The sequence below is a fragment of the Pedobacter sp. AC379 genome (assembly GCF_979258145.1).
Map to the genome: position 1 here is coordinate 944,050 of NZ_OZ409839.1, position 25,801 is coordinate 969,850.

Consider the following 25,801-nt stretch of genomic DNA (forward strand, 5'->3'; position numbering starts at 1 on the left):
AAAAAGAATATCATTAACCATGAGTGAAAAAGTTAAGGTTACGATAGATGGGATAACAGTAGAGGTTGATAACGGAACTACCATTCTGAATGCTGCAAGGCAAATCGGAGGGGATATTGTTCCGCCAGCAATGTGCTATTATTCTAAATTACAAGGCAGTGGTGGTAAATGCCGTACCTGCATTGTAAAAGTGACTAAAGGTTCGGAAAAAGATCCTCGCCCAATGCCTAAATTGGTGGCTTCTTGCCGCACAACGGTAATGGATGGAATGGAAGTGCTTAACATTACTTCGCCAGAAGTTTTGGAAGCGCGTGCTGGAGTTGTAGAGATCTTATTGATTAACCACCCGTTAGATTGCCCTGTTTGTGATCAGGCAGGAGAGTGCGATTTACAGAATTTAGGTTACGAGCACGGCTTGCAAAAAACACGTTATGAGTTTGAGCGCCGTACTTTTGAGCGAATCGATATCGGTGATAAGATCCAGTTGCACATGAACCGCTGTATATTATGCTACCGTTGCGTTTTCACAGCTGATCAGATTACAAATAAACGTGTTCACGGTATTTTAAACCGTGGCGATCACTCAGAAATTTCTACTTACATTACCCAGGCAGTTGATAATGATTTCTCAGGAAATGTAATTGACGTTTGCCCTGTAGGTGCTTTAACAGATAAAACTTTCCGTTTTAAAAATCGTGTTTGGTTTACCAAACCTGTTGACGCACACCGCGATTGCGATCACGAAAAATGCAATGGTAAAGTAACCCTTTGGTATAAAGGAGCAGATGTTTTACGTGTTACTGCACGTAAAGATCAGTTTGGAGAAGTAGAAGAGTTTATCTGTAATACTTGCCGCTTTGATAAAAAAGCAACGGCTGATTGGGTAATCGAACACCCTACTCATATTGATGATACTTCGGTAATTGCATCAAACCACTACGAAACATTAAAACCTTTGCACGTTATTCAGCCAAATGAGGCACTACAAGCTGCAAATGAAATTGAATTACATAAAACAGTTAAATACTAATGGATAGCGCTTTTGTTATAGAAAAATTTATCCTGGTAGCTGTAATTTTCGGCATCAGTTTAGTTATTGCCATGTATTCTACTTATGCAGAACGTAAAGTTGCCGCATATTTACAAGATCGTTTAGGACCAGACAGAGCTGGCCCCTTTGGTATTTTACAACCGCTGGCAGATGGTGTTAAAATGTTTATGAAAGAAGAAATTATTCCAACATCATCAAACAGATTTTTATTTATCGCCGGCCCGGGTTTGGCATTGCTTTGTGCCTGTATTGGTACCGCAGTAATTCCGTGGGGAAGCCCGGTTTTAATTGCAGGCAAAACGGTTTCCTTACAGGTAGCTGATATCAATGTAGGTGTTTTGTATATCTTTGGAGTGGTTTCACTGGGTGTTTATGGTGTAATGATCGGTGGATGGGCATCAAATAACAAGTACTCGTTATTAAGTGCAATCCGTGCAGCATCACAAAACATCAGTTATGAAATTGCAATGGGATTATCAATTATCGCTTTGCTTTTAATGACGAATACGCTAAGCTTAAAAGAAATTGTTGATCAGCAACATGGTTGGAGATGGAATGTGTTATATCAGCCACTTGGATTCATCATTTTTATGGTGTGTTCTTTTGCAGAAACCAATCGTGCCCCGTTCGATTTACCCGAGTGTGAAACTGAGCTGATTGGTGGTTATCATACCGAATATTCTTCAATGAAATTGGGTTTTTACCTATTTGCGGAGTATATCAATATGTTTGTATCATCTGCTGTTATGGCAGCTTTATATTGGGGTGGTTACAATTATCCTGGTATGGATTCTATGGCGGTATGGTTAGGACCAACCTGGGCACCACTTTTTGGTACAGCAGTTTTCTTTGCTAAAATATGCATATTCATCTTTTTCTTCATGTGGGTACGTTGGACAATCCCTCGTTTCCGTTACGATCAATTGATGAATTTAGGTTGGAAAGGTTTAATACCTTTGGCAATTGCCAATATTATAATAACAGGTGTTGTGATTGCGATTATTGAGAAGTTTTAATTATGGAATCATTAAGTAATAAGAAAAAAGTACTGGAACAAAAGCCATTGAGCTTTATGGAGCGTATGTACCTGCCGGCAATTGCTAAGGGTATGGGCATTACCATCAGTCACTTATTTAAAAAAGAGGCTACAATAAGATATCCGGAGGTAGAACGCGAATTTTCTACCAACTTTAGAGGCATGCACTCGTTAAAACGTGATGAAAACGGTAAAGAGCGTTGTACTGCTTGCGGTTTATGTGCTTTATCTTGTCCGGCAGAGGCCATTACAATGATTGCAGCCGAACGTAAACCTGAAGAGAAGGATTTATACCGTGAGGAAAAATATGCAGCAACTTATGAAATCAATATGTTGCGTTGCATTTTTTGTGGGTTATGTGAAGAAGCTTGCCCTAAAGAAGCAATTTATTTAGATGGACCAATTGTTCCGGCTGATTATTTACGTAAAGATTTTATTTACGGGAAAGATAAGTTGGTAGAGGCTCCGTTGGAAATGAAAAAATAGTATATAGAATCGTCATGCTGAATTTATTTCAGCATCTCTTAAGCAAGACCCTGAAATAAATTCAGGGTGACGAAAACAAATAAATAAATAAACAATTAATGAGTACACAAGTATTCTATTTCGTAGCCACATTAAGTATCATCTTTTCGCTGCTTGTGATTTTTGCAAAAAATCCGATCCACAGCGTGCTCTACTTAATTCTTACCTTTTTTACCTTCACTGTTCACTATGTGCTTTTAAATGCACAATTCTTGGCAGTGGTAAACTTTATTGTTTACATGGGGGCAATTATGGTACTCTTTCTTTTCGTATTAATGTTGCTTAACCTGAACAATGAAACTGAGCCTAGTAAATCACCGCTAATTAAAATTGTAGGTGTAATTGCAGGCGGTTGTTTGGTAGTAACCTTAATCGGTTCGCTAAAATCAGCAAGCATTACAAGTCCATTGATCTTAAAAAATCCAGGATTAGGACTGGTAGAAAATTTAGGTAAAGAACTTTTCGGCCCATTTTTATTACCATTCGAATTATCATCTCTATTACTGTTGGCAGCAATGGTTGGAGCCGTTTTATTATCTAAAAGAGATGAAGTAGAAGCATAATGGAAAATTTAACATCACAACTTCAAGGCGTTCCGCTAAACCACTACATTTATTTAAGTGCCATCATTTTTTCTATTGGCGTAATAGGTGTACTAACACGCAGAAATGCCATCGTAATTTTTATGTCCGTTGAGCTGATGCTTAATGCTGTAAACTTACTGTTAACTGCGTTTTCGGTTCATAGCAACGATCCATCCGGACAGGTTTTCGTATTCTTTATTATGGCTTTAGCCGCTGCAGAAGTTGCAGTAGGTTTGGCGATTATCGTAATGGTATACAGGAATACGAAATCGATAGATATTAATGTTTTAAATCGCCTTAAGTGGTAAATATATAATAAGAATGACAATAGAACAATTGATTTGGTTGGTTCCGTTACTGCCTCTTTTAGGGTTTGTAATTAATGGACTGGGCAGAAACTCTTTATCTAAAGGACTTGTTGGTATAATTGGAAGTGGAGTAATCCTGGCTTCTTTTATTATCAGCGTAGTTATTTTCTTTAGTTTACAAGGCGACACACAAAAATCTCACGAAGTATTTTTATTTGATTGGATTAGTGCTGGTAAATTGCACATTCCGTTATCTTTTCTGGTAGATCCTTTAAGCTCAATCATGCTTTTAATCATTACCGGAATTGGTTTTTTAATCCACCTATATTCTACCAGCTACATGCACGATGATGCTGGCTTTGGTAAATTTTTTAGCTACCTTAACCTGTTTGTATTCTTCATGCTTTTATTGGTATTGGGTTCAAACTATATCGTAATGTTTATCGGTTGGGAAGGAGTAGGTTTATGCTCTTACCTTTTAATCGGTTTCTGGTACACCAATACGGCTTATGCATCGGCAGCAAAAAAAGCTTTTGTAATGAACCGTATCGGCGATTTAGGATTTTTGCTTGGTGTATTCTTGATTTTCAATTTCTTCGGAAGTGTCGAATTCTCTAAAATTTTTCCTCAGGCGGCAAACATGTTACCAGGCCATAATCCTTTGGTTTTAATTACCATCTTATTATTTATAGGTGCTTGCGGTAAATCTGCACAGTTGCCATTGTTTACCTGGTTACCAGATGCAATGGCCGGGCCGACGCCGGTTTCGGCTTTGATCCATGCAGCTACCATGGTTACAGCTGGTATTTATATGATTGCACGTTCGAGTGTATTGTTCGATCTTGCGCCACTAACACAACACATTATCGCAATTGTAGGCGCAGCAACAGCATTAGTGGCAGCAATTATTGCGCTTACGCAAACAGATATCAAAAAAGTATTGGCTTATTCAACAGTATCGCAATTGGGATATATGTTTTTAGGTTTAGGTGTTGGTGCTTACACGGGTTCGTTCTTCCATGTATTAACCCACGCATTCTTTAAAGCATTATTATTCTTAGGTGCTGGTTCGGTTATCCACGCCATGCATCATGAGCAGGATATGCGCCATATGGGTGGATTGAGAAAGAAACTTCCGGTTACATTTTTAACCATGATGATCGGTACAATTGCCATTTCAGGTTTACCACCGTTTTCGGGTTTCTTCTCAAAGGATGAAATTTTAGCACACGCTTTCCAGGCTAGTCCGGTTTTATGGGGAGTTGGAGTATTAACAGCTTTTTTGACCGCTTTTTATATGTTCAGAATGATGTTCTTAACTTTCTCTGGCAAATACCGTGGAACACACCATGAAGAAAGTCATGTACACGAATCGCCAACAGCGATGACTTTGCCTTTAATCATTTTGGCTATTCTTGCCGCAATTGGTGGTGCAATCAACTTCCCTCATATTTTTGGTGGAAACGAGTGGTTGGCTCATTGGTTATCAGGAGCTGGAGTAGCACAACACGAATTAGATTTAAGTCACTCAACTGAAATAGGTTTAATGGGAATATCTGTAACTGCCGCTGTAGCAGCCTTATTTTATGCTTATGGTAGATATGTAAGAGGAGCTCGCGTTCCTGTTGCTGATGAAGCACCGCGCTCTGCACTGGCAAAACTATCATACAATAAATTTTATTTAGATGAAATTTACGATTTCATCATCACTAAACCTTTGGATGCACTTTCGAAATTCTTTTATAGAATTATCGATAACAAGTTTATCGATGGAATTGTGAACGGGTTAGGGTGGAGCACTAATGAAGCCAGTAAAGGAATCCGTTTGTTACAGAGTGGAAACGTAGGTTTCTATATATTTATGATGGTATTCGGTATCATCGCATTGCTTGCTTATACATTTTATTACATATAAAAAGGGTTCAAAATTAAATAATGGAACAACTTTTACTACTTATATTTCTTCCGCTGACAGGTGCAATTATCACAGCATTTGCGGGTAAGTCGGCAAAAATAGTTTCAACCGTATTTTCGGTTGCTTCTTTAGGCCTGGCTTTGGTTATCGCCTGCAATTTCATTCCAAATGCAAGTACTCAGTTTGAGGTTAATTTGCCTTGGATTGCTGATTTGGGTATCAATTTTCATGCGGGTATCGATGGTATCAGCATGCTCGTGGTGTTGCTCACCAATTTACTGGTGCCAATTATCATTCTATCAAGCTACAACCATGAATATAAAAGCCCGGCTGCATTTTATGCCCTTATTCTATTCATGCAGTGTGGTCTTTTGTTGGTTTTTACTGCATTAGATGCTTTTCTATTTTACATTGGATGGGAAGCAGCATTAATTCCGATATATTTTATCTGTGCCATCTGGGGCGGAAAAGACCGCGTCCGTATCAACATGAAGTTTTTTGTGTATACCATCGCAGGATCATTGTTTATGTTGATGGGGATTATTTATCTATACCTTCAAAACCCGGCACACAATTTTGATATTCAGGCATTTTACGCTTTAAATTTAGACAGTGCACAACAAGGATGGATTTTTTGGGCTTTCTTTATTGCTTTTGCGATAAAAATGCCAATTTTCCCTTTCCACACCTGGCAGCCAGATACATATACAGCAGCTCCTGCACAAGGAACCATGTTATTATCGGGTATCATGTTAAAAATGGGTATTTATGGTGTAATTAGATGGTTATTACCAATTGTTCCGGCAGGAGTTCACGATTGGGGTCAGCTAGCTATTATTTTATCCATTATAGGTATTGTTTATGCATCAATAATTGCATTTACACAAAAAGATGCAAAACGTTTAGTAGCTTACTCATCTATTGCCCACGTAGGATTAATTTCTGCTGGTATCTTTGCTTTTAACCAACAAGGCATGCAGGGTGCAATGGTACAAATGTTAAGTCATGGTATTAACGTAGTAGGGTTATTCTTCGTTTTGGATATTATTTTTTCCCGCGTAAAAACAAATAAAATAGAAGAATTGGGTGGGATTGCTAAAGTAGCACCTCAATTGGCCATTACCTTTTTAATCATAGTTTTAGGAACGGTAGCTTTGCCAGGTACAAATGGCTTTATTGGCGAATTTTTATTGCTAATGGGCGTTTATAACTATGGCATCTGGGCAGCTGCAATTGCAGGATTAACCATCATCTTTGGCGCGGTTTATATGTTGCGCATGTACCAAAATGTAATGCTGGGCGAAACCAATAGTTTAACCATCACTTTCACTGATATTAAAGGAACCGAAAAATTGGTTCTTTATACCATATGTGCATTAATTATTATTTTAGGAGTTTATCCTAAACCAGTTTTGCACTTAACAGAGGCATCTGTACAACATTTATTAGAACAGGTAAATCAAAAATTAAACACAGTAAATTAAGCAATGAATATTATTATAACCATTAGTATAACAGCTTTTATAGTGCTTTATGCAGGTTTGTTTAAGGCAAATAAAGCATTACTACCACTTACCGTTGTTGGCTTACTTACTGCGCTAGGATTTACGTTTTCTGCATGGAATGGCAATGCAGTTCATTTCGGAATGATGCAGACTGATAATTTCGCCCTTGCATTTTCAGCGGTTTGTATTGTTGGCACCTTATTGATTTTCTTACTCACACAAAACTATTTTCACGCCAAAAGCGATAACATAGCCGAATATTATACTTTGATCCTTTTTGCGCTTGCCGGAATGATCATGATGGTATCTTATAAAAATATGGCCATGTTGTTTGTAGGCCTGGAAATCATGTCGGTAAGCTTATATATCCTCGCAGGTATCCGTAAAAAAGATTTTGCCTCAAACGAAGCCTCTCTGAAGTATTTCTTAATGGGAGCTTTTTCAACAGGCTTTTTATTGTTTGGCATCACTTTAATTTATGGTGCAACAGGTTCGTTCGATTTAGATAAAATCCAATCATATCTTGTTGATAATACCACATCAATATCGCCAATTTTTTATCCAGGTGTAATTTTAATGATGATCGGTTTATGCTTTAAAATCGGTGCTGCTCCTTTTCACTTCTGGACGCCCGATGTATATGAAGGTTCACCATCCCTGATCACTACTTTCATGAGTACAGTGGTTAAAACAGCTGGTTTTGCGGCATTTTTAAGGTTATTTGCTGGTTCTCTTGCCCCATTACACGATTTCTGGGTTGCACCATTGATGGTTATCGTTTGTTTAACGTTATTTATCGGAAATGTAACTGCCCTTTTCCAAAAGAATTTTAAGCGCATGCTGGCTTATTCCAGTATATCACATGCAGGTTATCTGTTGTTTTCACTTATTGTTTTAACCAAAAACTCAGGCAACAATGTTTTGGTGTATGCCGCGGCTTATACTTTTGCATCAATTATCGCATTTGCTGTGCTCATTCTGGTTAAACAAAAAACCGGTAGCGATAGCTTTGAGAGTTTTAATGGCTTAGGAAAGAAAAATCCGCTGGTGGCATTATGCCTAACCATTTCAATGCTTTCTCTGGCCGGAATTCCGTTAACTGCAGGTTTCATCGGGAAATATTTAATGTTTCTCAATGTAATGACAGAGTATAATACCTTATTGGTTGCATTTGCGATTTTAAACGCTTTGGTTGGTTTCTATTACTATTTTAAGGTAATTGTTGCCATGTGGTTTAAAGATGGTGCTGAAACTGAGCTTTCTACACCTGCACAATATAAAGTTGTGCTGCTGGTATCAGTAATAATCACACTTATTTTAGGTATTTACCCTGCAATTATTTTAAACGTGATATAGGTATGCTGTTCTTTAATAATTATTTGTAGTTTTACGAATAATTGAATATGCACGATTTTTGGAATAACCTGCATCAACTACTTGACCCCGAGAAATTATTGAGGGAGGGCGGTTTCTATCTAGTCATATTCGTAATCTATGCAGAAACGGGCCTGTTCTTTGGTTTTTTTCTTCCCGGCGATTATTTATTGTTTTTAGCAGGAATGTTTGTTGCAACAGGTAAACTGGATGTTAACATTGCTGTACTTTTAGCCGGATTGTGTGTAGCTGCAATTTCAGGTAATTTTACCGGGTATTGGTTTGGGCGTAAAACAGGGCCTGTACTGTATACCAGAAAAGATAGTTTCTTTTTTAAGAAGAAATATTTAAAGGCAGCAGAAGATTATTATCACAAACAAGGTGCCTTTGCGCTCATCATGGGAAGGTTTGTGCCGATTGTAAGAACTTTTGCACCGATTTTTGCAGGCGTGGTACGGCTGGATTTTAAAAAGTTCGCTTTGTACAATATTGTTGGCGGCGTACTTTGGATCTGCTCCTTAACTCTGCTCGGTTATTTTTTGGGCAGAAAGTTTGAAAAAGAAATTAACGATTATTTATTATATATTATTATTGGCTTTATCCTTATTACAACTATACCATTATTAATTACCTTTGTAAAAAGTAAAGTAGTAAGTGGCCCTGAAGAGGATAAAACAGATTTAAATTAGAAATGGCAAAAGACGATCATCACGCGTGGCATAGCGTATCTCCTGGTTCAAACCTTCCAGAGGTTGTAAATGCAATTATTGAAATTCCAAAAGGTTCAAAAGCAAAATACGAAATAGATAAAGAATCAGGTCTGATTAAATTGGATAGGGTTCTTTTTTCGTCAGTAATGTATCCTGCAAATTATGGCTTTATTCCACAAACATATTGTGATGATAAAGATCCGTTAGATATTTTAGTGCTTTGCTCAGTGGATGTATATCCTATGACATTGATTGAGGCTAAGGTAGTAGGTGTAATGCACATGGTAGATAATGGTGAGCAGGATGATAAAATCATTGCAGTTGCAGCTCACGATATGTCTGTAAACTACATCAACGATTTAGATGAATTACCTCCGCATCAAATGAAAGAAATTGTTCGTTTCTTTCAGGATTATAAAGCATTAGAAGATAAAAATGTAACTATCGAACATTTACTTGGTGTTCGTTATGCGCATAAAGTAATTAAAGAAAGCATAGAACTTTATAACACAACATTTAGAGAATTGGCTTAATGGATTTACCCACGGTATGTTTGTTTTTAAATTTTGAGTTAAGTGCAATCCTGCCCACAAACGTAGTTTTGGTTGCTTTACAAGAACCAGATACAGGTTCTGTTGGCTGGCGATTATTCTTTGCATTATTTTTGGTGTTACTTAATGGTTTTTTTGTTGCTGCAGAGTTTGCAATTGTAAAAGTCCGCGCATCACAAATCGAGATTAAGGCAAAAACAGGCAGCCGCGTAGGCAAAATGGCCAAAGGCATTATCCACAATCTTGATGGATATCTGGCCGCCACACAGTTAGGTATAACGCTTGCATCTCTTGGCCTGGGTTGGGTAGGTGAAGGCGTTATGCATACTATCTTTAAAAATCTTTTCGATAGCTTACAATGGGGCTTAAGTGATGCGTCCATTCATACCGCATCAACAATTGTGGCTTTTTCGCTCATTACCATTATGCACATTGTATTTGGTGAGCTTGCCCCTAAATCGTTCGCTATTCAAAGACCGGTAGCCACAACGCTTTTTGTTGCCATCCCGCTACAGATATTTTACGTTGTATTAAGGCCCGCAATATGGACATTGAACAGTTTGGCTGCAATAATCCTTAAACCTTTTGGTATCGATACCTCAGGCGGGCACGAATCAATCCACAGCACTGAAGAATTGCAATACCTGCTCGATCAGGGCAAGGAAAGCGGCGCCTTGGATAATAACGAACATGAACTGATTAAAAACGTATTCGATTTTAACGAGCGTGTAGTTAAGAATATCATGGTGCCAAGAACCAAAATTTCAGGCATTGAACTTACTTCGCCTAAAGAGGAAGTAATTGATACCATTATTAAGGAAGGCTATTCGCGATTACCTGTTTACGATGAAATCATGGACAAAATTGTGGGGATTATCCACGCAAAAGATATTTTGCCATTGGTTGCAGCCGGTAATCAACATTGGACATTGAATGACATTATCCGTAAACCTTATTTTGTAACGGAAACCAAAAAAATAAACGATTTAATGAGTGAATTGCAAAGCAACCGCATCCAGATTGCTATTGTACTCGATGAATTTGGTGGTACAGCAGGTATGGTTACTTTGGAAGATATTGTTGAAGAACTGGTGGGCGAAATTCAGGATGAATATGATGAAGAAAAACCATTGGTAGAAAAAGTATCTGATAACGAATTTATCGTGAATGCATTTGCTACGGTTTATGATGTTAATGAATATCTGCCTCATGATTTGCCTGAAGATGAGGATTTCGATACTATCGGGGGCTTGGTTTCTCACGTTTTTGAACGTATTCCAGAGGTTGGCGAAAGCAACGAATCTTATGGTTATCTGTTCACTATTCTAAAAAAGACAGAGCAGAACATCGAAACCATTAAATTAGAGTTGGTTATCAGTAAAGAAGATATGGTTGATAATCACTAATTTCAACTATGCATATTTTTTATACACCAGATATTACCCAAAATACCTATACGCTTAACGAAGAAGAAAGCAAACATTGCGTTAGGGTACTTCGGCTGGCCGTTGGTACAATTGTGAACCTGGTTGATGGAAAAGGTGGTTTATACACTGCTGAAATTACTTCCGATAATCCAAAAAAAGTTACCTTATCAATATTAAATGTAGAAACCGAGTTTCATAAAAGAAACCATTATTTGCATATTGCCGTTGCCCCCACAAAAAATATCGATCGGATGGAATGGTTTTTAGAAAAAGCCACCGAATTGGGAATTGATGAAATTACACCAATTATTACTGATCGATCAGAGCGTAGAGTGGTTAAAGAAGACCGCTTGAACAAAGTAATTACTTCTGCCGTAAAACAGTCGATAAAAGCTTATCATCCAAAATTAAATGATGCTGTTTCTTTCGATACGTTTTTAAAAACTCCTTTTGAAGGAGAGCAGTTAATTGCACATTGCATTGATAGTGGTGAAAAGCAATATATCTCCAATCTTATCAGCCCACATCAAAAATATCTGGTTCTTATTGGTCCCGAAGGAGATTTCACACCTGATGAAGTTAATTTAGCTTTGAACAAAGGCTTTAAAGCATTAACTTTAGGTGATAACAGATTACGCACTGAAACTGCTGCGTTAGCTGTTTGTTTTGAAATCAATTACCTTAACCGATAATCAATTTGAAGTTTTCAGTTTTCAGTTTTCAGTTTTCCAGGTTTCAGCTTTGGTCTTTCAGCTTTGGTCTTTTAGCTTTTAGCTTTATGCTTTTCGCTTTCACTCCGCCAACCTACCGGATGGCAAAATTAAAATACAGTGGTGGTGGCGATTGGTATGCAGACAGAACCGCGTTGCCAAATTTAATAGCATACTGTAACGCTAATTTGAAAACTAATTTTTATGCCGAAGAAAGCATAGTTGAAGTTGGCTCTAAAGAAATTTTCAATTATCCTTTTGTTTATATAACCGGGCATGGAAATGTGGTTTTTAGCGATCAGGAAGTGAAAAATTTAAGACAGTATCTTACCGGTGGAGGATTTTTGCACATTGATGATAACTACGGATTGGACAAATTTATCAGGCCACAAATGAAAAAAGTGTTTCCTGAGCTGAATTTTGTCGAATTGCCTGCAAATCATGCCATATACAACCAGAAATTTAAGTTTCCGGGCGGCTTACCGAAAATTCATGAACATGATAACAAAAGGCCACAAGGATTTGCTTTAGTATATAAAGGAAGGGTAGTTTGTTATTACACCTATGAGTGCGATTTAGGCAACGGTTGGGAAGATTTCGGTACTTACCCTGAAGATACACAAGAAACGAGAACTAAAGCGCTTAAAATGGGCGCGAATCTGGTTCAGTACGCCTTAACTCAATAAGCTATGCATAAAATAAAAGTAAATGATCAATTTGTATTTGAAGTTGAGCAAAAAGATTCAGCTTTTTTGGTTAATGGCAAACCTGTGCAGCTTGATTTAAGCACCTTGGGAAATAATAATGCCCATGTTTTATATGAGCATAAATCTTTTAATACTGAGCTTGTAGAACTTAATAAAACAGATAAAACCTGTAAAATAAAAGTCAATGGGAATATTTACCAGCTTAGTATCGAAGATCAGTTTGATGTTTTATTAAAGCAGCTTGGATTAGATAATTTAGCTACAAATAAAGTGTCTGAAATTAAAGCGCCCATGCCTGGCTTGGTACTTAAAGTATTGGTAGAAGAAAATGCCGAAGTAAAAAAAGGCGATAACCTGCTTATCCTCGAGGCCATGAAAATGGAAAATATATTAAAATCCTCAACGGATGGAGTAGTTAAGAAGATACTAATTAAACAAGGTGATAAGGTAGAGAAAAATCAGATTTTGATTCAGTTTAAGTAATTCAAAGTACGTCATATCGCTTCAGTCGAGATGACGAGTTTCATTTAAATTAGTCGAAGTAGACTACAAACTATAAGACATAAAAAAAGTCCCGATTTTCATCGGGACTTTTTTATTATTTACCTCTGCTAACCCTGTAAGGTTTTTGTGGAGGGTTTTTAAAACTTCTTTTACCAGCGGTACTAATCTCAGGCGCACCAAGCATTGTCATAGCACAACGGAATCCAACTTCTGCAGATGATTCATCCTGTTGCATAAAACGTCGTGTTGCAGGGTTTAACCAGTAAGCCATATCGTTCCATGAACCGCCTTTATATACTCTGGATTTATCGTTCACTAGTGTAACGCCTTCTTCATTCAATAAAGTATTTTGTCTATCACGGTAACCCCTCTGATCGGCCTGATAACTTGTTGAAGCAGTAGCTGATGTAGCTTGAGGATCTGTCGATTTTGAAATTGAATCAGAACGTTTTGCCTGAGCTTGTTTTTCTGCCCAGGTTTGTTTTCTGCCCGCATATGCATTTTCCTTAATCGGGTTGCCATATTTATCAAGGGCAATTTTGCCGCTTTGCGAATCTTCTAATTTTTTATTGGTGAAATAGTTACCACGATATGGGTTAAATGCATCAGCATCAGTAAAAGTAGCAGTTCTGTAAACATCATTTACCCACTCATTTACGTTACCGGCCATATTATACAAACCGAAATCATTTGGCGTATATTGAATAACCGGAACAGTTAAATCTCCTTTATCATTCAATGAACCACCAACACCCATATAATCTCCAGGAGCCCTTTTAAAGTTGGCCTGAATCATACCTCTGGTTTTCTTTTTTGCAGAACTCACACCCAAACCGTTCCAAGGGTAAATTTTGTTTTGGTTGATGTTTTCGTATTCTGTATTGCCAATTAAACCCAAAGCAGCATATTCCCATTCGGCTTCTGTTGGTAGGCGGTAAGGCTGCATAATTACACCATCTTCAAGCGTTGCAGTTCTTCTTGGCTGATTGTTTCTACCTCCGCCTGTAGCCGCTGTACCACCAGCAGTTGAAGTAGCCGCTCCAGATTGAGTATTGTAATCAATCGGTGCATTTTTACCCTTATCATCATACTGGTTATTTAAATAAGCATCAGTATTAAAAGGTTTAGATGGTTTTGGCGTAGCCGCAGCGGTTGCATTGTTATTGTTTCCTCTACCGTTGCCAGCTAAAGTTTTGTAATCTGTTAAGATACCTTTCTCACGTAAAATAAATTCGTTTGCTCTGGACGTTCTCCATTCGCAATACCGTGAAGCCTGTTCCCACGAAACACCTACAACAGGATAATCGCGATAAGCCGGATGCCTTAAGTAATTGTCAACATAAGGTTCGTTATAAGATAAAGCCTGGCGCCAAACTAAAGTATCCGGCAGCTCATTGTAGTAAAATTCGCGATCTTCTGGAAAGTTATAACGGATCCAGTGCAGGTATTCTAACCAGTCGGTATTCGAAACTTCGGTTTCATCCATATAAAAAGACGGCACCGTTACCTGCCTTTTATAATTATAAATATTTGGCTCTACACCAGGTACTTCAATGGCACTGCCACCTACTACCAAAACTCCGCCTTCAATCGGAATTAAACCCGGTCCTGGTGCCCTTTTGTATTGTGTTGCTACAGCAAACGCACCAGATTGGTTGTTTTTGCTTTTCCTATCGGCATAAGGAATACCTGTTTTGCTTGAGCTGGCACTTTTTGAGCTACAACCCGAAAGTAGAGCTGCTAATGACAAACAGGTAAAAGAATATAGTAATAGTTTTTTCATATAATACGTTCGATGTCGTTCCTACGGGGATTCAACCGATAAAATTAAACAATTTTAAATGAATATATAAATAATGTGAGAATAAAATATTGAATATATTTTTAAGGCATAATGTATTATTTTACGTGGTATTGTGTCTGTTTAGTTTTGAGGTATAAATTTAGCTAAATATTTATAAATAAGCTAGATAAAATAAATTAATCTTAAAATTGTGTAGTCTGTTTAAAGAAAGTAATTTGAGTTGTGGTGTAAAATTCTACAAATCAACCTCAATAAAATAAAGGGATCCATTAATATATTTCAGCTATGGAGCTGTTGAAGGGTTTAATAATTGAAAATTAAAAGTTCTGTTATAATTATTTGATGGAGATTATCAATAAATTAACCATATTTGATTTATTGGTTTTTATAGATCAGGGCAATATCCCAGGTGGTTAAAAGATAAATTTGAGAAATATGAATTCAATAATTTAGCTAAATTGCTACTGGCTTTGTACTTACATTATCTACAGTCACACCGGTATGTAAAAATCGTAGGTTTAATTAGTAAATAATCATAGAATTCGTAATTTGGTGAAATATAAGTTTTGGTTTTACGTTAAAGGGTATATTCTCCAGTTATTGCTAAATACCAAAATCTAAAATTACGTACCTTTAAAGGATGAATTTCAAGTACATCAGTAAACTTGCTTTTTCTGCACTCTCAATGGCCTTGGTATTTGGTAAAACAAATGCTCAGGTAACCATAGGCAATACCCAAACAAATGGTAGTGAGGCAAACAATATTGTAACGGCAGTTCCATTTCTGCTTATTACTCCCGATGCCCGTGCTGGCGCAATGGGTGATGCCGGGGTAGCTGTTGCAGGTGATGTAAATTCGGCCAGTATTAATGCCGCTAAACTTGCATTTTTGGATAAACCTTACGGTTTTTCTGTTTCCTATAGTCCATGGTTAAAAAGTTTGGTTCCTGATATTAACCTCGCTTATCTTAGTGGGTTTTATAAATTAGACGACCGCAATACCATTGGTGCATCATTGCGTTATTTTTCTTTAGGATCAATTCAGCTTACCGATATCAACCAGCAGGATCTTGGGATTTCCAATCCAAATGAACTGGCTTTTGATGTTTCTTTTGCGCGTAATTTTGGCGAAGAATTTTCGCTCGGAACCTCTCTAAGGTATATTTATTCCAATTTGGCCTCAGGGCAGTTTTCATCTTCTGGTCAGGTACATTCAGGAAATGCTGTTGCCGTTGATGTATCAGGATTGTACAAAACAACATCCACATTATTCGGTAAACCGGCTATTCTTTCGGCTGGTGCCAATATTTCGAACATCGGGACAAAAATGAGTTATTCTGATGGTGGCGAAAATTTCTTTCTACCTACCAATTTCAAGATTGGAGGTGCATCTACTGTAAACGTAGATGATTTTAGTACGATCACTTTTGCGCTGGATTTTAACAAGCTATTGGTACCCACACAACCGATTTACGATTCGAACAATAATATCGTAAGCGGAAAGGATCCAAACCGCTCGGTGCCTGCAGGTATTTTTGGTTCTTTTAGCGATGCACCAGGTGGTTTTAGCGAAGAATTGAAAGAAGTAGGAATTTCTACAGGTTTAGAATACTGGTATAACCAGCAATTTGCTGTTCGGGCAGGTTACAATTATCAAAGTCCTAAAAAGGGCGATAGCCGTTATTTTACCTTAGGCCTTGGCTTAAAGTATAATATTTTTAACATTGATTTTTCTTATTTAATTGCAAATGCGCAAAGCAGTCCGCTTGCAAATACCCTTCGTTTTGGTCTATTGTTTAACTTTGGCGAAAATAAAAGCAAAAGATAATAGATTAAAGCAAAATATACATGAAAATTAAAGTAGGTTTCGGATTCGATGTACATCAATTAATAGATCAGCATCCTTTTGTTGTTGGTGGTGTTACTTTGGATCATCATAAGGGCGCTTTTGGGCATTCGGATGCTGATGTATTACTTCACTCCATCTGCGATGCACTATTAGGTGCGGCGAACCTTCGCGATATAGGCTTCCATTTTAAAAATACCGATGATAGATGGAAAGGAATCAGTAGCCTGATTTTATTGAAAGAAACCGTTAAGTTATTGACCGAAAAAGGGTGGCAAATAGGAAATATCGATGCAATGCTTTGCCTTGAAGCTCCAAAAATTAATCCGCATATCCCTGCAATGCAACAGCATATTGCCGATGCAACAGGCATGTCTACAGAAGATATTTCAATTAAGGCCACTACAAACGAGCAAATGGGCTTTATTGGTAGGGAAGAAGGTGTGGTTGCCTATGCCGTTTGTCTGATTGAAAAATCATAACGGTGTTGAAATTTTCTTCCGCTGAAGTCTGAAATGGGTAAGTAGACGCAAAAATCAGGATAAAGCTAACTAATGGTATACAACTCGCACGAAAGAGAAAATCTTATTTCCCTTTAAGTTACCAAGCTATCCAATTGATTTGGGAATGAAGTTATGGGGTGTAAATATTATTTGCACCCCAATTTTTATAACTTAACACCAACGTTGACAATCATTATCTGTTTTATGCAACAGATATCCATTAGCAGCCATTAAACTAGCTGCTCTTTAACGTTACCTGTTCTTTTTATTGTTCCCCAAGTTTCCAATTCACCTTTTATGGCTTTTCTGAAAGAGCGGAACAGCACAACATACATCAATTGCCTCCAGAAAAAACGTTGCGGAAAGATGTAGAGTAAATTCGTGTATTTTTCTTTTTCCATCCGGAAAGCTATAGCGGCAAAAATCATATCTATAACAATAAAAATGATGTAATAAAAAAGTACCTGGCCAAAACCATTATGTAAGCTTAATATACCTGAAAAGCCTGTTAAGGTTAAATTATTGATCGCACTTAATGAAAACAAGCCGCTAATGAGCGAAATAAGCATGAAAAGATCGGCTAGCGGTGAAAATAACGGTAAAATGATCTGATAAATTAAGATATTTGGCATTCCTACCATTCCAAAGTAGCCATATTTCTTATTAAGTAAAGTTTTCCTGTTTTTCCAAAAACTTTGCATCACCCCAAAACTCCAACGGAAACGCTGTTTCAACAGCATATTTACGGTTTCTGGTGCTTCGGTGTACGCAATTGCACTATCACAATTTTTAACTTTGTAAGCTGCCCTTAAAATGCGCATGGTTAAATCGCAATCTTCTGCAAGGGTATCAATGGTAAAACCACCCACTTCAAGAATTACATTTTTTCTGAATGCACCAATCGCACCGGGTACAACCGTAATGGTGTTTAGCAGATCAAAAGCACGCCTATCCATATTTTGAGCTGTAATGTATTCTATTGATTGCCATTTGGTAATGATATTATTGGCATTGCCTACTTTAACCGTTCCTGCTACGGCAGCTATTTTATCGCTGTAGAAATAGCGCATCAACTCGGTAACTGCATCATCTTTTAGCTGAGTATCGGCATCAATACAAACTACAAAATCGGAAGTTGCTTTTGATATACCATAGTTTAGTGCCGATGCTTTGCCGCCATTTGCTTTTCTGAAAACCTTTACCTGCGGGTGATTTCCAAAATGTTCGTTAATGATATCAAAGGTTTTATCTTTTGAGCCATCATCTACAAATATCAGCTCGAAATCGGGATAAGTGGTTTTTAACAAGCTGTTTATGGTTTGCGCAGCGGTAACTTCTTCATTATAAGCGGGGATGATGATGCTTACTTTTTCTGTTGGATTTGTGATTAATTTGCCGACATTGCTTTTAGCTCTTTTTCGCTGTCTGATGGCTAAATATGCAATAAAGATTGTCCTTAAAATAGCCAAAACAATAGCGACAGAAAATATGATGTTTAAAACCATGTTTCCATAATAGAAGAAATTAATAAAAAAATAATCTCCGGAGCCAGAAAAACCACTATTTGCTGTAGATTTAACTGCGGGCATCAATTCGGACCTTTTCTTACCCATTAAATCACCAACTGTTGTAAAAGTGTAACCTTTTGATTTAAAAAATTTAATTATCCTGGGCAAAGCAGCAACGGTAGCTTCACGGTTTCCGCCAGCATCATGCAATAAAAGAATATTGCCATTATCTTGTTGTTTTACCACCTCATTAAAAATCTGATCAGCAGTTTTGCCAGGTTCCCAATCTTCAGGATCAATATATTCTCCAATGTTGATGTAATTCTCTTTACGGCTTTGGGCAACGGGTAAAATTTCTGAAATGTTTTGTGGCTCAGCATCAGCATTAAAAGGTGCGCGAAATAAAATGGTACTATGGCCGGTAACCGCTTCAATTAACCTGCGGGTGGCATTTAGCTCGAACTTTACTCGCCTCGGACCAATTGCAGACATATCGGGGTGGAAAAAGGTGTGATTTCCAATTTCGTAGCCATCATTGTATTCTTGCCTAAGCAATTCCATGTTTTTTTCGGCCATAATCCCTACCACGAAAAAACAGCCAGGTACTTTTTCCTGTTTTAAAATACTGAGTACCTGTGGGGTGTATACCGGATCTGGACCATCATCAAATGTGAGCGCAATTTTTTTGTCAGCCTCTCCAAATCTTTTAATTACATATTGCTCAGGGAGCCTGGTATATTTTTGATCAGCGATAGAGAAGTTGTCTTTATTTAAAGTAAATTTTACACTTCCTGGTGTTGGTGTAGAAATCAGGTCTAATATTTCTCCATCACCGATGTACGATATACCACCCATGTTTAGTGAGGCAATTTTTCGCAAATCGAACGGCTTTTTCTTTAAGGTATCAAGACTTAGGTCGTTAGAAATAAAAGACCATAAACGTTTATCTTCCGAACCCAGGCGCCATAGTGCCACACCAGCAATATCCCAATCATCAGCCTTACGGATCAGGTTAAAGTAAGTTGCTGCATCGGTAAAATAAACTTCATGTTTAATGCCACTACCATCATTGTAGCTATAATTTAAATTGGCTGAGGCAGGGTTATAGTTTATTTTACTTTTGAAATTAACAGCTGTGGTCATTGCTTCTTCGTAGGTTACCGATTTGCCAACGCTATTATTTGGCCAATCGTAACCATAACAGGCCAGGGCTAAAATCACCTTGTCGGCATCTACTTTACTGCAAATATCATCAAGTTTTTCTTCTACCCATTCCTGATGAGAGATATCGCCGGCATTACTCTGTTCAGTATGCTGGTCATAAGCCATCAAAACAATGTAATCGTTATACTTTTGAAGTATTTCGGGTTTATAATCATCGTTTTCCGGCGAAATATCCTGAGAAACAATCAGTTTTTCTGCATGAAACTGGCTGTAAAGATTTTTCATAAAAGCATTAAAGCTGTCACTATTTTGAAGGTTAAGTTCTTCAAAATCTATATTTATGCCATTGTATCCATATTTTTTAGTGATGGCGATGAGGTCGTAAATCAACTTTTGTTGCGCAGGCTGATCGCTTAATAATCTCCTTACTGCAGCGCCATCCCAATGGTCTTTATTGTAATTTGATACCACGGCGATGGCTGATTTTTTTGCTGTATGGATTACTTTTAAAGCCGCGGTATCAGCCTTATCCACAATAGAATCGCCATTCAAAAAGAATGATTCTGTAGCCACCATATCCAGATGACCGATATTTCTTTTAAGATCAGGAAGCGATTTGCCAACGGTTGAAGCCCAACTTACATAAAAAGCCATGTTTATGCGTTTGCTGTTGCCCCGATGGGTTAAAATGCGGTGCTCACGATCTTTCTTTATTTTTTGAAGTTTCGATTTCTCGATGGTAAAATCTTTGTACTGCTGTGATTTCTTTAATTTATCGAGCTGTTTTTGCGTTAACGGCGAATTGGTATTAATGAAAGGCAAATTTGGTTCCTGTACAGATGAAAGGGTGTACACCACGCAGATTATTGCGCCTATAAAAACTAAAAAGAATGTGCGGCTTACCCATGTAAAAGTGTGCCAGCGTCTTTTAGTTTCAGTTTGAAATATTTGTTTTCCGGACATTTTTCTGTTCTGATTTATAATCAAATGTCACTAACGAATATGAAGATTGGATGAATGATTTTAAAGGGATATGGTTGAGATTATAGATCGTTAGTTCTTACCTAAGGTACTGTTTTTATCTGTTTATTTAACAGTTTATAAAGTGCTGAACAAAAAGAATGCAGCAATTATAAACATAAAAAAAGCCGACAGATTTTGAAAAAAAATTGCCGGCTTTTTTCCCTTTTTAAAAAATTGGGATTATATATTAAGCTGCTGAAAACTATCTCAGCCGTAAAATCATCAGTTTACTCCTCTAAATAACCAAATCTTCCTTGGTTATAGTCTTCAATGGCCTGATGAATCTCCGCTTCGGTATTCATTAAAAAAGGGCCATATTGCACAATCGATTCGTCAATAGGTTGGCCACTTAAAATCAATACCACACTGTTTTCTGAAGCTTCTAACTGTATTTCTTCACCTTTATTTGAGAAATGGATAAAATCGTTAACAGATGCTGTTTCTTGCTCATTAATAATCACTGAGCCCTCAATTACCATAAATCCGGTATTAAAATCTGCAGGAAAATTAAAAGAAGCTTTACCTCCTTTATTTAACCTTGCATTATACAATTCAATCGGAGTAAACGTTTTGGCATTGCCTTTTATACCCTGATAATTGCCTGCAATAATTTCGATTTTACCTCCATTTTCAGGTAAATCGAAGTGCGCCATATCTGCCTGCTTAATTGCCTGGTATCTTGGTTTACCCATTTTATCCTTTGCAGGAAGATTAATCCAAAGCTGAACCATTTGAAACGGGCCACCATTCAGGCTGTATTGTTCTTCGTGATATTCTTTATGTAGTATACCACTTGCGGCAGTCATCCATTGTACATCGCCTGGATAAATTACGCCACTGTTTCCTGAGCTATCATGATGTGCAACTGCGCCATGATAAGCAATAGTTACGGTTTCGAAGCCTCTGTGCGGGTGTACACCAACACCTCTTGGTTCTTTCCTTGCAGAAAACTCGATTTTTGAGCCATAATCCATTAAAAAAAACGGACTCATATTGAGTTCATATCCGCTTGGAAAAAAATTGTGTACCCTAAAACCATCGCCAACCATATGTGGGGCAGGGGCTTTTAATACTTTTTCTATTTGTTTTGTTTCCATTACCTTTTATAGTTAAATAAGGCATGGGGCTAAGCGTATAGTGTCGCTATACGCTTAGCTCTACGCGCTATGCTTGTTTTACAAACTGTAATTCGCCTAAGATGCGAACTTCTTCACTCACCATTACACCACCTGTTTCTAACGCAGCATTCCAGGTTAAACCAAATTCAGAACGGTTAATTTTTCCGCTTAAAGTAAATCCTGCTTTGGTATTTCCCCAAGGATCGGTAGCTATACCACCAAACTCTGCTGTTAATTTTACTGGTTTGGTTTCGCCTTTGATGGTTAAATCACCGCTAACGATATAATCATCACCATCTTTTTTTACTGAATTGGATTTAAATTCGATGTGTGCAAAGTTTTCAGCATCAAAGAAATCGCCGCTTTTTAAGTGGTTATCGCGGTCAGTGTTTCCGGTATCAATTGAACCAATGTCACCTTTGAAAGAAATTTCTGCATTTTCGAATTCATCACCTTCAGATGATAACTCTGCAGAGAAAGATTTTAAATTACCAGTTACTGTGGTAATCATTAAGTGTTTTACTTTAAACTGTAATTCGCTGTGGGTTGGATCTAATGTCCATTTTGTAGTTGCCATATCTTTTTGTTTTTGAGATGTTTAATATTTACAACACAAAAGTACAGCGCAGGTTTTGAATAGAGATTGATGTATGGTAAGAAAGGAATGATAGATTGAAAGCAGGATTGAATGCTGGATAGAAAGATAATATTATTAGTTCAACTTTGAATATGCCATTCACTCATTTAAAGTTGGCTATGGCCTGAAATGTTTATTTGCAAGCTCTTTTCTAACCCGGCTAAGCGATTCGGGGGTAATACCGAGGTATGATGCAATCATCCATTGTGGTACACGAAGGGTAAGATTGGGATATAGTTTTATAAAATCGAGGTAACGTTCTTCAGCAGTCGCACTCAAAAGCATATTAATTCTTTTTTGCATAAAGCGGATAGAATTATTTAACAGCCTGATTTGCATGGGTTGCAAACAAGGTACCTGCCTTGCTGCCTCTTCCATAAAATTATTGGGCATTAATACAGCTTCTGTGGTTTCAATGGCATCGATAAAAAATATTGATGGCTCATTATTCATGTTATTGCGGTCGGATACCAGCCAGTTTTCTGGGGCAAATTGCAAAATATGTTCTTTTCCTTTCGCATCAATCGAATAAGCACGCAGCAAACCTTTACCTACAAAATATCCGTGTTTAAAATTATCGCCGGTATACTGAAGTATTTCGTTTTTTTCGAATTTTTTAACCTTTAAAACAGATGATATGCTTTCGAACTGTTCATCAGTAATCTCAATTTTTTCCTGTAAATATTTTTGGAACTGATGAATCATAAGTTGTGATGTTATTTTTTTACGGGCTTAATATCGGAAAAATCTACACCACATTTGCAATTTCCACCACAACCATCTTTTTTTACCTGTAAAGATTTAAAAACCAAACGGCCAACATATACCAATGCTACCGCAAAAAGTAGAAAGACTAAAATCGTTTGAATATCCATAATACAAATATAAAGGCTTTTAGTATTTTGGTGTTCAGATGAATGTAAATATATTGGAGTGCTATGTATAATTAACTGCAAAGTGCACAAAGCATTTCGCAGAGAAACATTAAGTTCTACCACAGAGATAACCGAGTTTTACACAGAGGGCACCGAGAGGGTTTTTAGTGAGGTTTTTGCTACGGATGCACAGAAAGCACGGAAAAATTATTTCTCTGTGTCGTTTTCTTCGTGACTCGGTGGTTAATCTTCGACTTCTTAGATTATAGGAAATCATTAAATTTTACCACAGAGATAACCGAGTTTTACACGGAGGGCACCGAGAGGGTTTTTAGTGAGGTTTTTGCCGCGGATGCACAGAAAGCACGGAAAAATTATTTCTCTGTGTTTCTCTGTGCCGTTTTCTTCGTGACTCGGTGGTTAATCTTCGACTTCTTAGATTATACGAAATCATTAAATTTTACCACAGAGATAACCGAGTTTTACACAGAGGGCACCGAGAGGGTTTTTAGTGAGGTTTTTGCCGCGGATGCACAGAAAGCACGGAAAAATTATTTCTCTGTGTTTCTCTGTGCCGTTTTCTTCGTGACTCGGTGGTTAATCTTCGACTTCTTAGATTATACGAAATCATTAAATTTTACCACAGAGATGACCGAGTTTTACACAGAGGGCACCGAGAGGGTTTTTAGTGAGGTTTTTGCCACGGAGTCACAGAAAACACGAAGGGATTGTATCACTGTGTACTATCCTTTTTTTTTAGTACCCTCATTTTGATTAATATTTATTAATACTGACTAATTTTAAACCCGTGAAATTACCGCCATCGTCATGCTGAATTTATTTCAGCATCTTTACTGCTAAATAAACCCTGAAATAAATTCAGGGTGACGGCTATGAACCAAAAATGTCTGTGGTAGACTTTTAAAGAAATATTAATAATCGAAATGAGGTTAGTGTATTTTTACCACAGCAAAAGCGAATCTTTACACCGGAGATACTTGGCATAGTTTCCGTGACATCCGCGTTTCCGTGGCTGAATGATTATTGTGTTAATAATTGTTATGTTCTCTGTGCCTCTTCTCTGTGCGCTCGGTGGTTAAATAAATAATATTTGGGTCTTCCTTTCGCTGTCTTTACGATTAAAGTAAAGTTATTCCTCCATAAAGCCTATCGTACCACCAACCCAATCGAAATCGGCATTGTAGCGCACGCCAATCATTTTGCCTTTGCTTAACCTTGCCAAGTTAATGCAAAGCTGGGGTTCGCCATCATCGGGCCATAAATACATCATCCTGATTTCAGCTTTTACGCCACCATCAGGTGCCTGTACTGCCGGCTCGTAATTTACTTTTTTCTGCAAAATCCAGTTTTCAGGATCTTTAATATTGATAATGTCTGTTTCAGTTACATCAATAATTACCCCCATACCGGCAAAGGAGAACAATGGCTTTAAAACATAGTTTTCTAGATCTTTTGGGATTGTATCCAGCTCATTTAAAAAACGTGTTTCGGGTACAAATTCGCTTTTTAAAAATGGCATGGTATACTTGCTGATCCGGTAGAACCAATTAGGGTGTGTTACCCATTCTATATCCAGTTCTTCGCGGGGATCAAAACTATTATTAAATATTTCGGTATTGTTTGCAACTTCATCAAAAATTAAGCGGTTATAAATTCTTTTTAATTGAATCTGTTGGCCGTTTTCTTGATAAAATAATTGCTTTCCTATCTTTCTGATGTCTTCCAGTGCTAAAATCTTAATGCCCAACAATTTTTGGGTAACAAAGAAATCGATAGCTGTTTTTTGATTTGGAGCATCTAAATCCATTAGGGCAACTTCGTTTGGTTGATGATTGCCGATGATAACTTCTCTTAGCAGATTAATATATCGCTCTTCATTAAAACCATTTAATAAATGGTTCAAGGAGCCGTCGATCTCAAAATTGGCGCGAAAGGTTTTGGCCAAATGGTGCTGAAAGCCATATAGTGATGGAAAACCCTGCATTTCAATGAGCATAGGTGTAAGTTCTCCCTCATCATTTTTGCAAATGCCAAAATCAAACGTCAGAAAGTGTGGTTGTTCATTTTCATTAGGCACGTTCCAATTTGATGGAATAGCCTGTTGAGTAAGCGTTTTAAAATCCGTCTGTTTAATCAATTTTATGATTTCTTCTCCTGCTGCAATTAACTTTTCTTTTAGCACTTTGGGAAAAAATACAGGCGTTTCTGCAACCCTGAACGGAATTTCGGCATAACCATGTTGCAATTCTGTTAAAAAAGTTTGGTATTTCTCTTCTGTAAATTGCTGATTATATTTTTGGCGTTGAGCAGGTATCATAAGGTGGGTATTAGGTCAATACTTAAGAAATATCGTCATTTCGACCGTAGTGGAGAAATCTTTGAGCTTAATATTTTA

The 25,801-nt window shown here is 37.4% G+C and carries 23 protein-coding genes; 16 read left to right on the top strand and 7 right to left on the bottom strand.

What is annotated here, in order from left to right:
* The first annotated feature begins 19 nt into the window (after positions 1-19).
* The 14 genes from ACZZZW_RS04165 (at position 20) to ACZZZW_RS04230 (ending at position 12,886) form a co-directional block, all read left to right on the top strand.
* Entirely contained in the window at positions 20-1,030 is a 1,011-nt protein-coding gene (locus tag ACZZZW_RS04165; protein ID WP_029274750.1) for an NADH-quinone oxidoreductase subunit G, read from the top strand.
* Positions 1,030-2,067, top strand: a complete 1,038-nt coding sequence (nuoH, locus tag ACZZZW_RS04170; protein WP_055908799.1) for an NADH-quinone oxidoreductase subunit NuoH — start codon at positions 1,030-1,032, stop codon at positions 2,065-2,067. Before ACZZZW_RS04165 ends, nuoH begins: the two co-directional genes overlap by 1 nt.
* Positions 2,068-2,069: 2 nt before the next feature.
* Positions 2,070-2,573 (top strand): NuoI/complex I 23 kDa subunit family protein, encoded by a 504-nt coding sequence (locus tag ACZZZW_RS04175; protein ID WP_025146332.1) that lies wholly within the window; start codon positions 2,070-2,072, stop codon positions 2,571-2,573.
* Positions 2,574-2,671: 98 nt separating this feature from the next.
* Positions 2,672-3,175, top strand: a complete 504-nt coding sequence (locus ACZZZW_RS04180) for an NADH-quinone oxidoreductase subunit J family protein (RefSeq protein WP_055908796.1) — start codon at positions 2,672-2,674, stop codon at positions 3,173-3,175.
* Positions 3,175-3,504: an NADH-quinone oxidoreductase subunit NuoK gene (nuoK, locus tag ACZZZW_RS04185; protein WP_055908793.1), complete on the top strand. Its 330-nt coding sequence runs from the start codon at positions 3,175-3,177 to the stop codon at positions 3,502-3,504. The genes ACZZZW_RS04180 and nuoK overlap by 1 nt, the downstream gene beginning before the upstream one ends.
* Positions 3,505-3,517: 13 nt before the next feature.
* Positions 3,518-5,419: an NADH-quinone oxidoreductase subunit L gene (gene nuoL / locus ACZZZW_RS04190; protein ID WP_055908790.1), complete on the top strand. Its 1,902-nt coding sequence runs from the start codon at positions 3,518-3,520 to the stop codon at positions 5,417-5,419.
* A gap of 20 nt (positions 5,420-5,439) precedes the next feature.
* Positions 5,440-6,903, top strand: coding sequence for a complex I subunit 4 family protein (locus ACZZZW_RS04195; protein WP_463492361.1), 1,464 nt, complete (start codon positions 5,440-5,442; stop codon positions 6,901-6,903).
* Positions 6,904-6,906: 3 nt separating this feature from the next.
* The gene (locus ACZZZW_RS04200) at positions 6,907-8,280 is read left to right on the top strand and encodes an NADH-quinone oxidoreductase subunit N (RefSeq protein ID WP_055908785.1); all 1,374 of its coding nucleotides are present in this window, start codon (positions 6,907-6,909) and stop codon (positions 8,278-8,280) included.
* Positions 8,281-8,327: 47 nt separating this feature from the next.
* Complete coding sequence (locus ACZZZW_RS04205; protein WP_055908782.1) at positions 8,328-8,987, top strand: DedA family protein; 660 nt, start codon at positions 8,328-8,330, stop codon at positions 8,985-8,987.
* A 2-nt stretch (positions 8,988-8,989) separates the two neighbouring features.
* Complete coding sequence (locus tag ACZZZW_RS04210) at positions 8,990-9,541, top strand: inorganic diphosphatase (protein WP_055908779.1); 552 nt, start codon at positions 8,990-8,992, stop codon at positions 9,539-9,541.
* Positions 9,541-10,965 carry a hemolysin family protein gene (locus tag ACZZZW_RS04215; RefSeq protein WP_082458745.1) on the top strand — a complete coding sequence of 475 codons (1,425 nt, stop codon included), beginning with the start codon at positions 9,541-9,543 and terminating at the stop codon, positions 10,963-10,965. Before ACZZZW_RS04210 ends, ACZZZW_RS04215 begins: the two co-directional genes overlap by 1 nt.
* Positions 10,966-10,973: 8 nt before the next feature.
* Complete coding sequence (locus ACZZZW_RS04220; RefSeq protein WP_463492362.1) at positions 10,974-11,678, top strand: 16S rRNA (uracil(1498)-N(3))-methyltransferase; 705 nt, start codon at positions 10,974-10,976, stop codon at positions 11,676-11,678.
* An 86-nt stretch (positions 11,679-11,764) separates the two neighbouring features.
* Positions 11,765-12,382: a DUF4159 domain-containing protein gene (locus ACZZZW_RS04225; RefSeq protein ID WP_463497711.1), complete on the top strand. Its 618-nt coding sequence runs from the start codon at positions 11,765-11,767 to the stop codon at positions 12,380-12,382.
* A 3-nt stretch (positions 12,383-12,385) separates the two neighbouring features.
* Complete coding sequence (locus ACZZZW_RS04230; RefSeq protein WP_463492363.1) at positions 12,386-12,886, top strand: acyl-CoA carboxylase biotin carboxyl carrier protein subunit; 501 nt, start codon at positions 12,386-12,388, stop codon at positions 12,884-12,886.
* A 115-nt stretch (positions 12,887-13,001) separates the two neighbouring features.
* Here the strand turns inward: ACZZZW_RS04230 and ACZZZW_RS04235 are convergent, their stop codons facing one another.
* The gene (locus ACZZZW_RS04235; protein WP_463492364.1) at positions 13,002-14,690 is read right to left on the bottom strand and encodes an SUMF1/EgtB/PvdO family nonheme iron enzyme; all 1,689 of its coding nucleotides are present in this window, start codon (positions 14,688-14,690) and stop codon (positions 13,002-13,004) included.
* Positions 14,691-15,351: 661 nt separating this feature from the next.
* On the opposite strand from ACZZZW_RS04235, the gene porV reads away from it, so the two are divergent.
* Positions 15,352-16,539 (top strand): type IX secretion system outer membrane channel protein PorV, encoded by a 1,188-nt coding sequence (gene porV, locus ACZZZW_RS04240; RefSeq protein WP_463492365.1) that lies wholly within the window; start codon positions 15,352-15,354, stop codon positions 16,537-16,539.
* Positions 16,540-16,559: 20 nt separating this feature from the next.
* Positions 16,560-17,039, top strand: coding sequence for a 2-C-methyl-D-erythritol 2,4-cyclodiphosphate synthase (ispF, locus tag ACZZZW_RS04245; protein ID WP_463492366.1), 480 nt, complete (start codon positions 16,560-16,562; stop codon positions 17,037-17,039).
* Between the two features lie 251 nt (positions 17,040-17,290).
* On the opposite strand, the gene ACZZZW_RS04250 is transcribed toward ispF, so the two are convergent.
* From ACZZZW_RS04250 to ACZZZW_RS04275, 6 genes are all read right to left on the bottom strand, one after another.
* Complete coding sequence (locus ACZZZW_RS04250; protein ID WP_463492367.1) at positions 17,291-20,695, bottom strand: glycosyltransferase; 3,405 nt, start codon at positions 20,693-20,695, stop codon at positions 17,291-17,293.
* Between the two features lie 287 nt (positions 20,696-20,982).
* Entirely contained in the window at positions 20,983-21,852 is an 870-nt protein-coding gene (locus tag ACZZZW_RS04255) for a pirin family protein (protein WP_463492368.1), read from the bottom strand.
* Positions 21,853-21,919: 67 nt separating this feature from the next.
* Entirely contained in the window at positions 21,920-22,450 is a 531-nt protein-coding gene (locus ACZZZW_RS04260) for a YceI family protein (RefSeq protein ID WP_463492369.1), read from the bottom strand.
* A 177-nt stretch (positions 22,451-22,627) separates the two neighbouring features.
* Positions 22,628-23,215, bottom strand: a complete 588-nt coding sequence (locus ACZZZW_RS04265) for a Crp/Fnr family transcriptional regulator (protein WP_055908753.1) — start codon at positions 23,213-23,215, stop codon at positions 22,628-22,630.
* A gap of 11 nt (positions 23,216-23,226) precedes the next feature.
* Positions 23,227-23,385, bottom strand: coding sequence for a FeoB-associated Cys-rich membrane protein (locus ACZZZW_RS04270; protein WP_082458743.1), 159 nt, complete (start codon positions 23,383-23,385; stop codon positions 23,227-23,229).
* A 1,150-nt stretch (positions 23,386-24,535) separates the two neighbouring features.
* On the bottom strand, positions 24,536-25,723 hold the full coding sequence (locus tag ACZZZW_RS04275; protein WP_463492370.1) for a hypothetical protein: 1,188 nt from the start codon (positions 25,721-25,723) through the stop codon (positions 24,536-24,538).
* Positions 25,724-25,801: the final 78 nt, after the last annotated feature.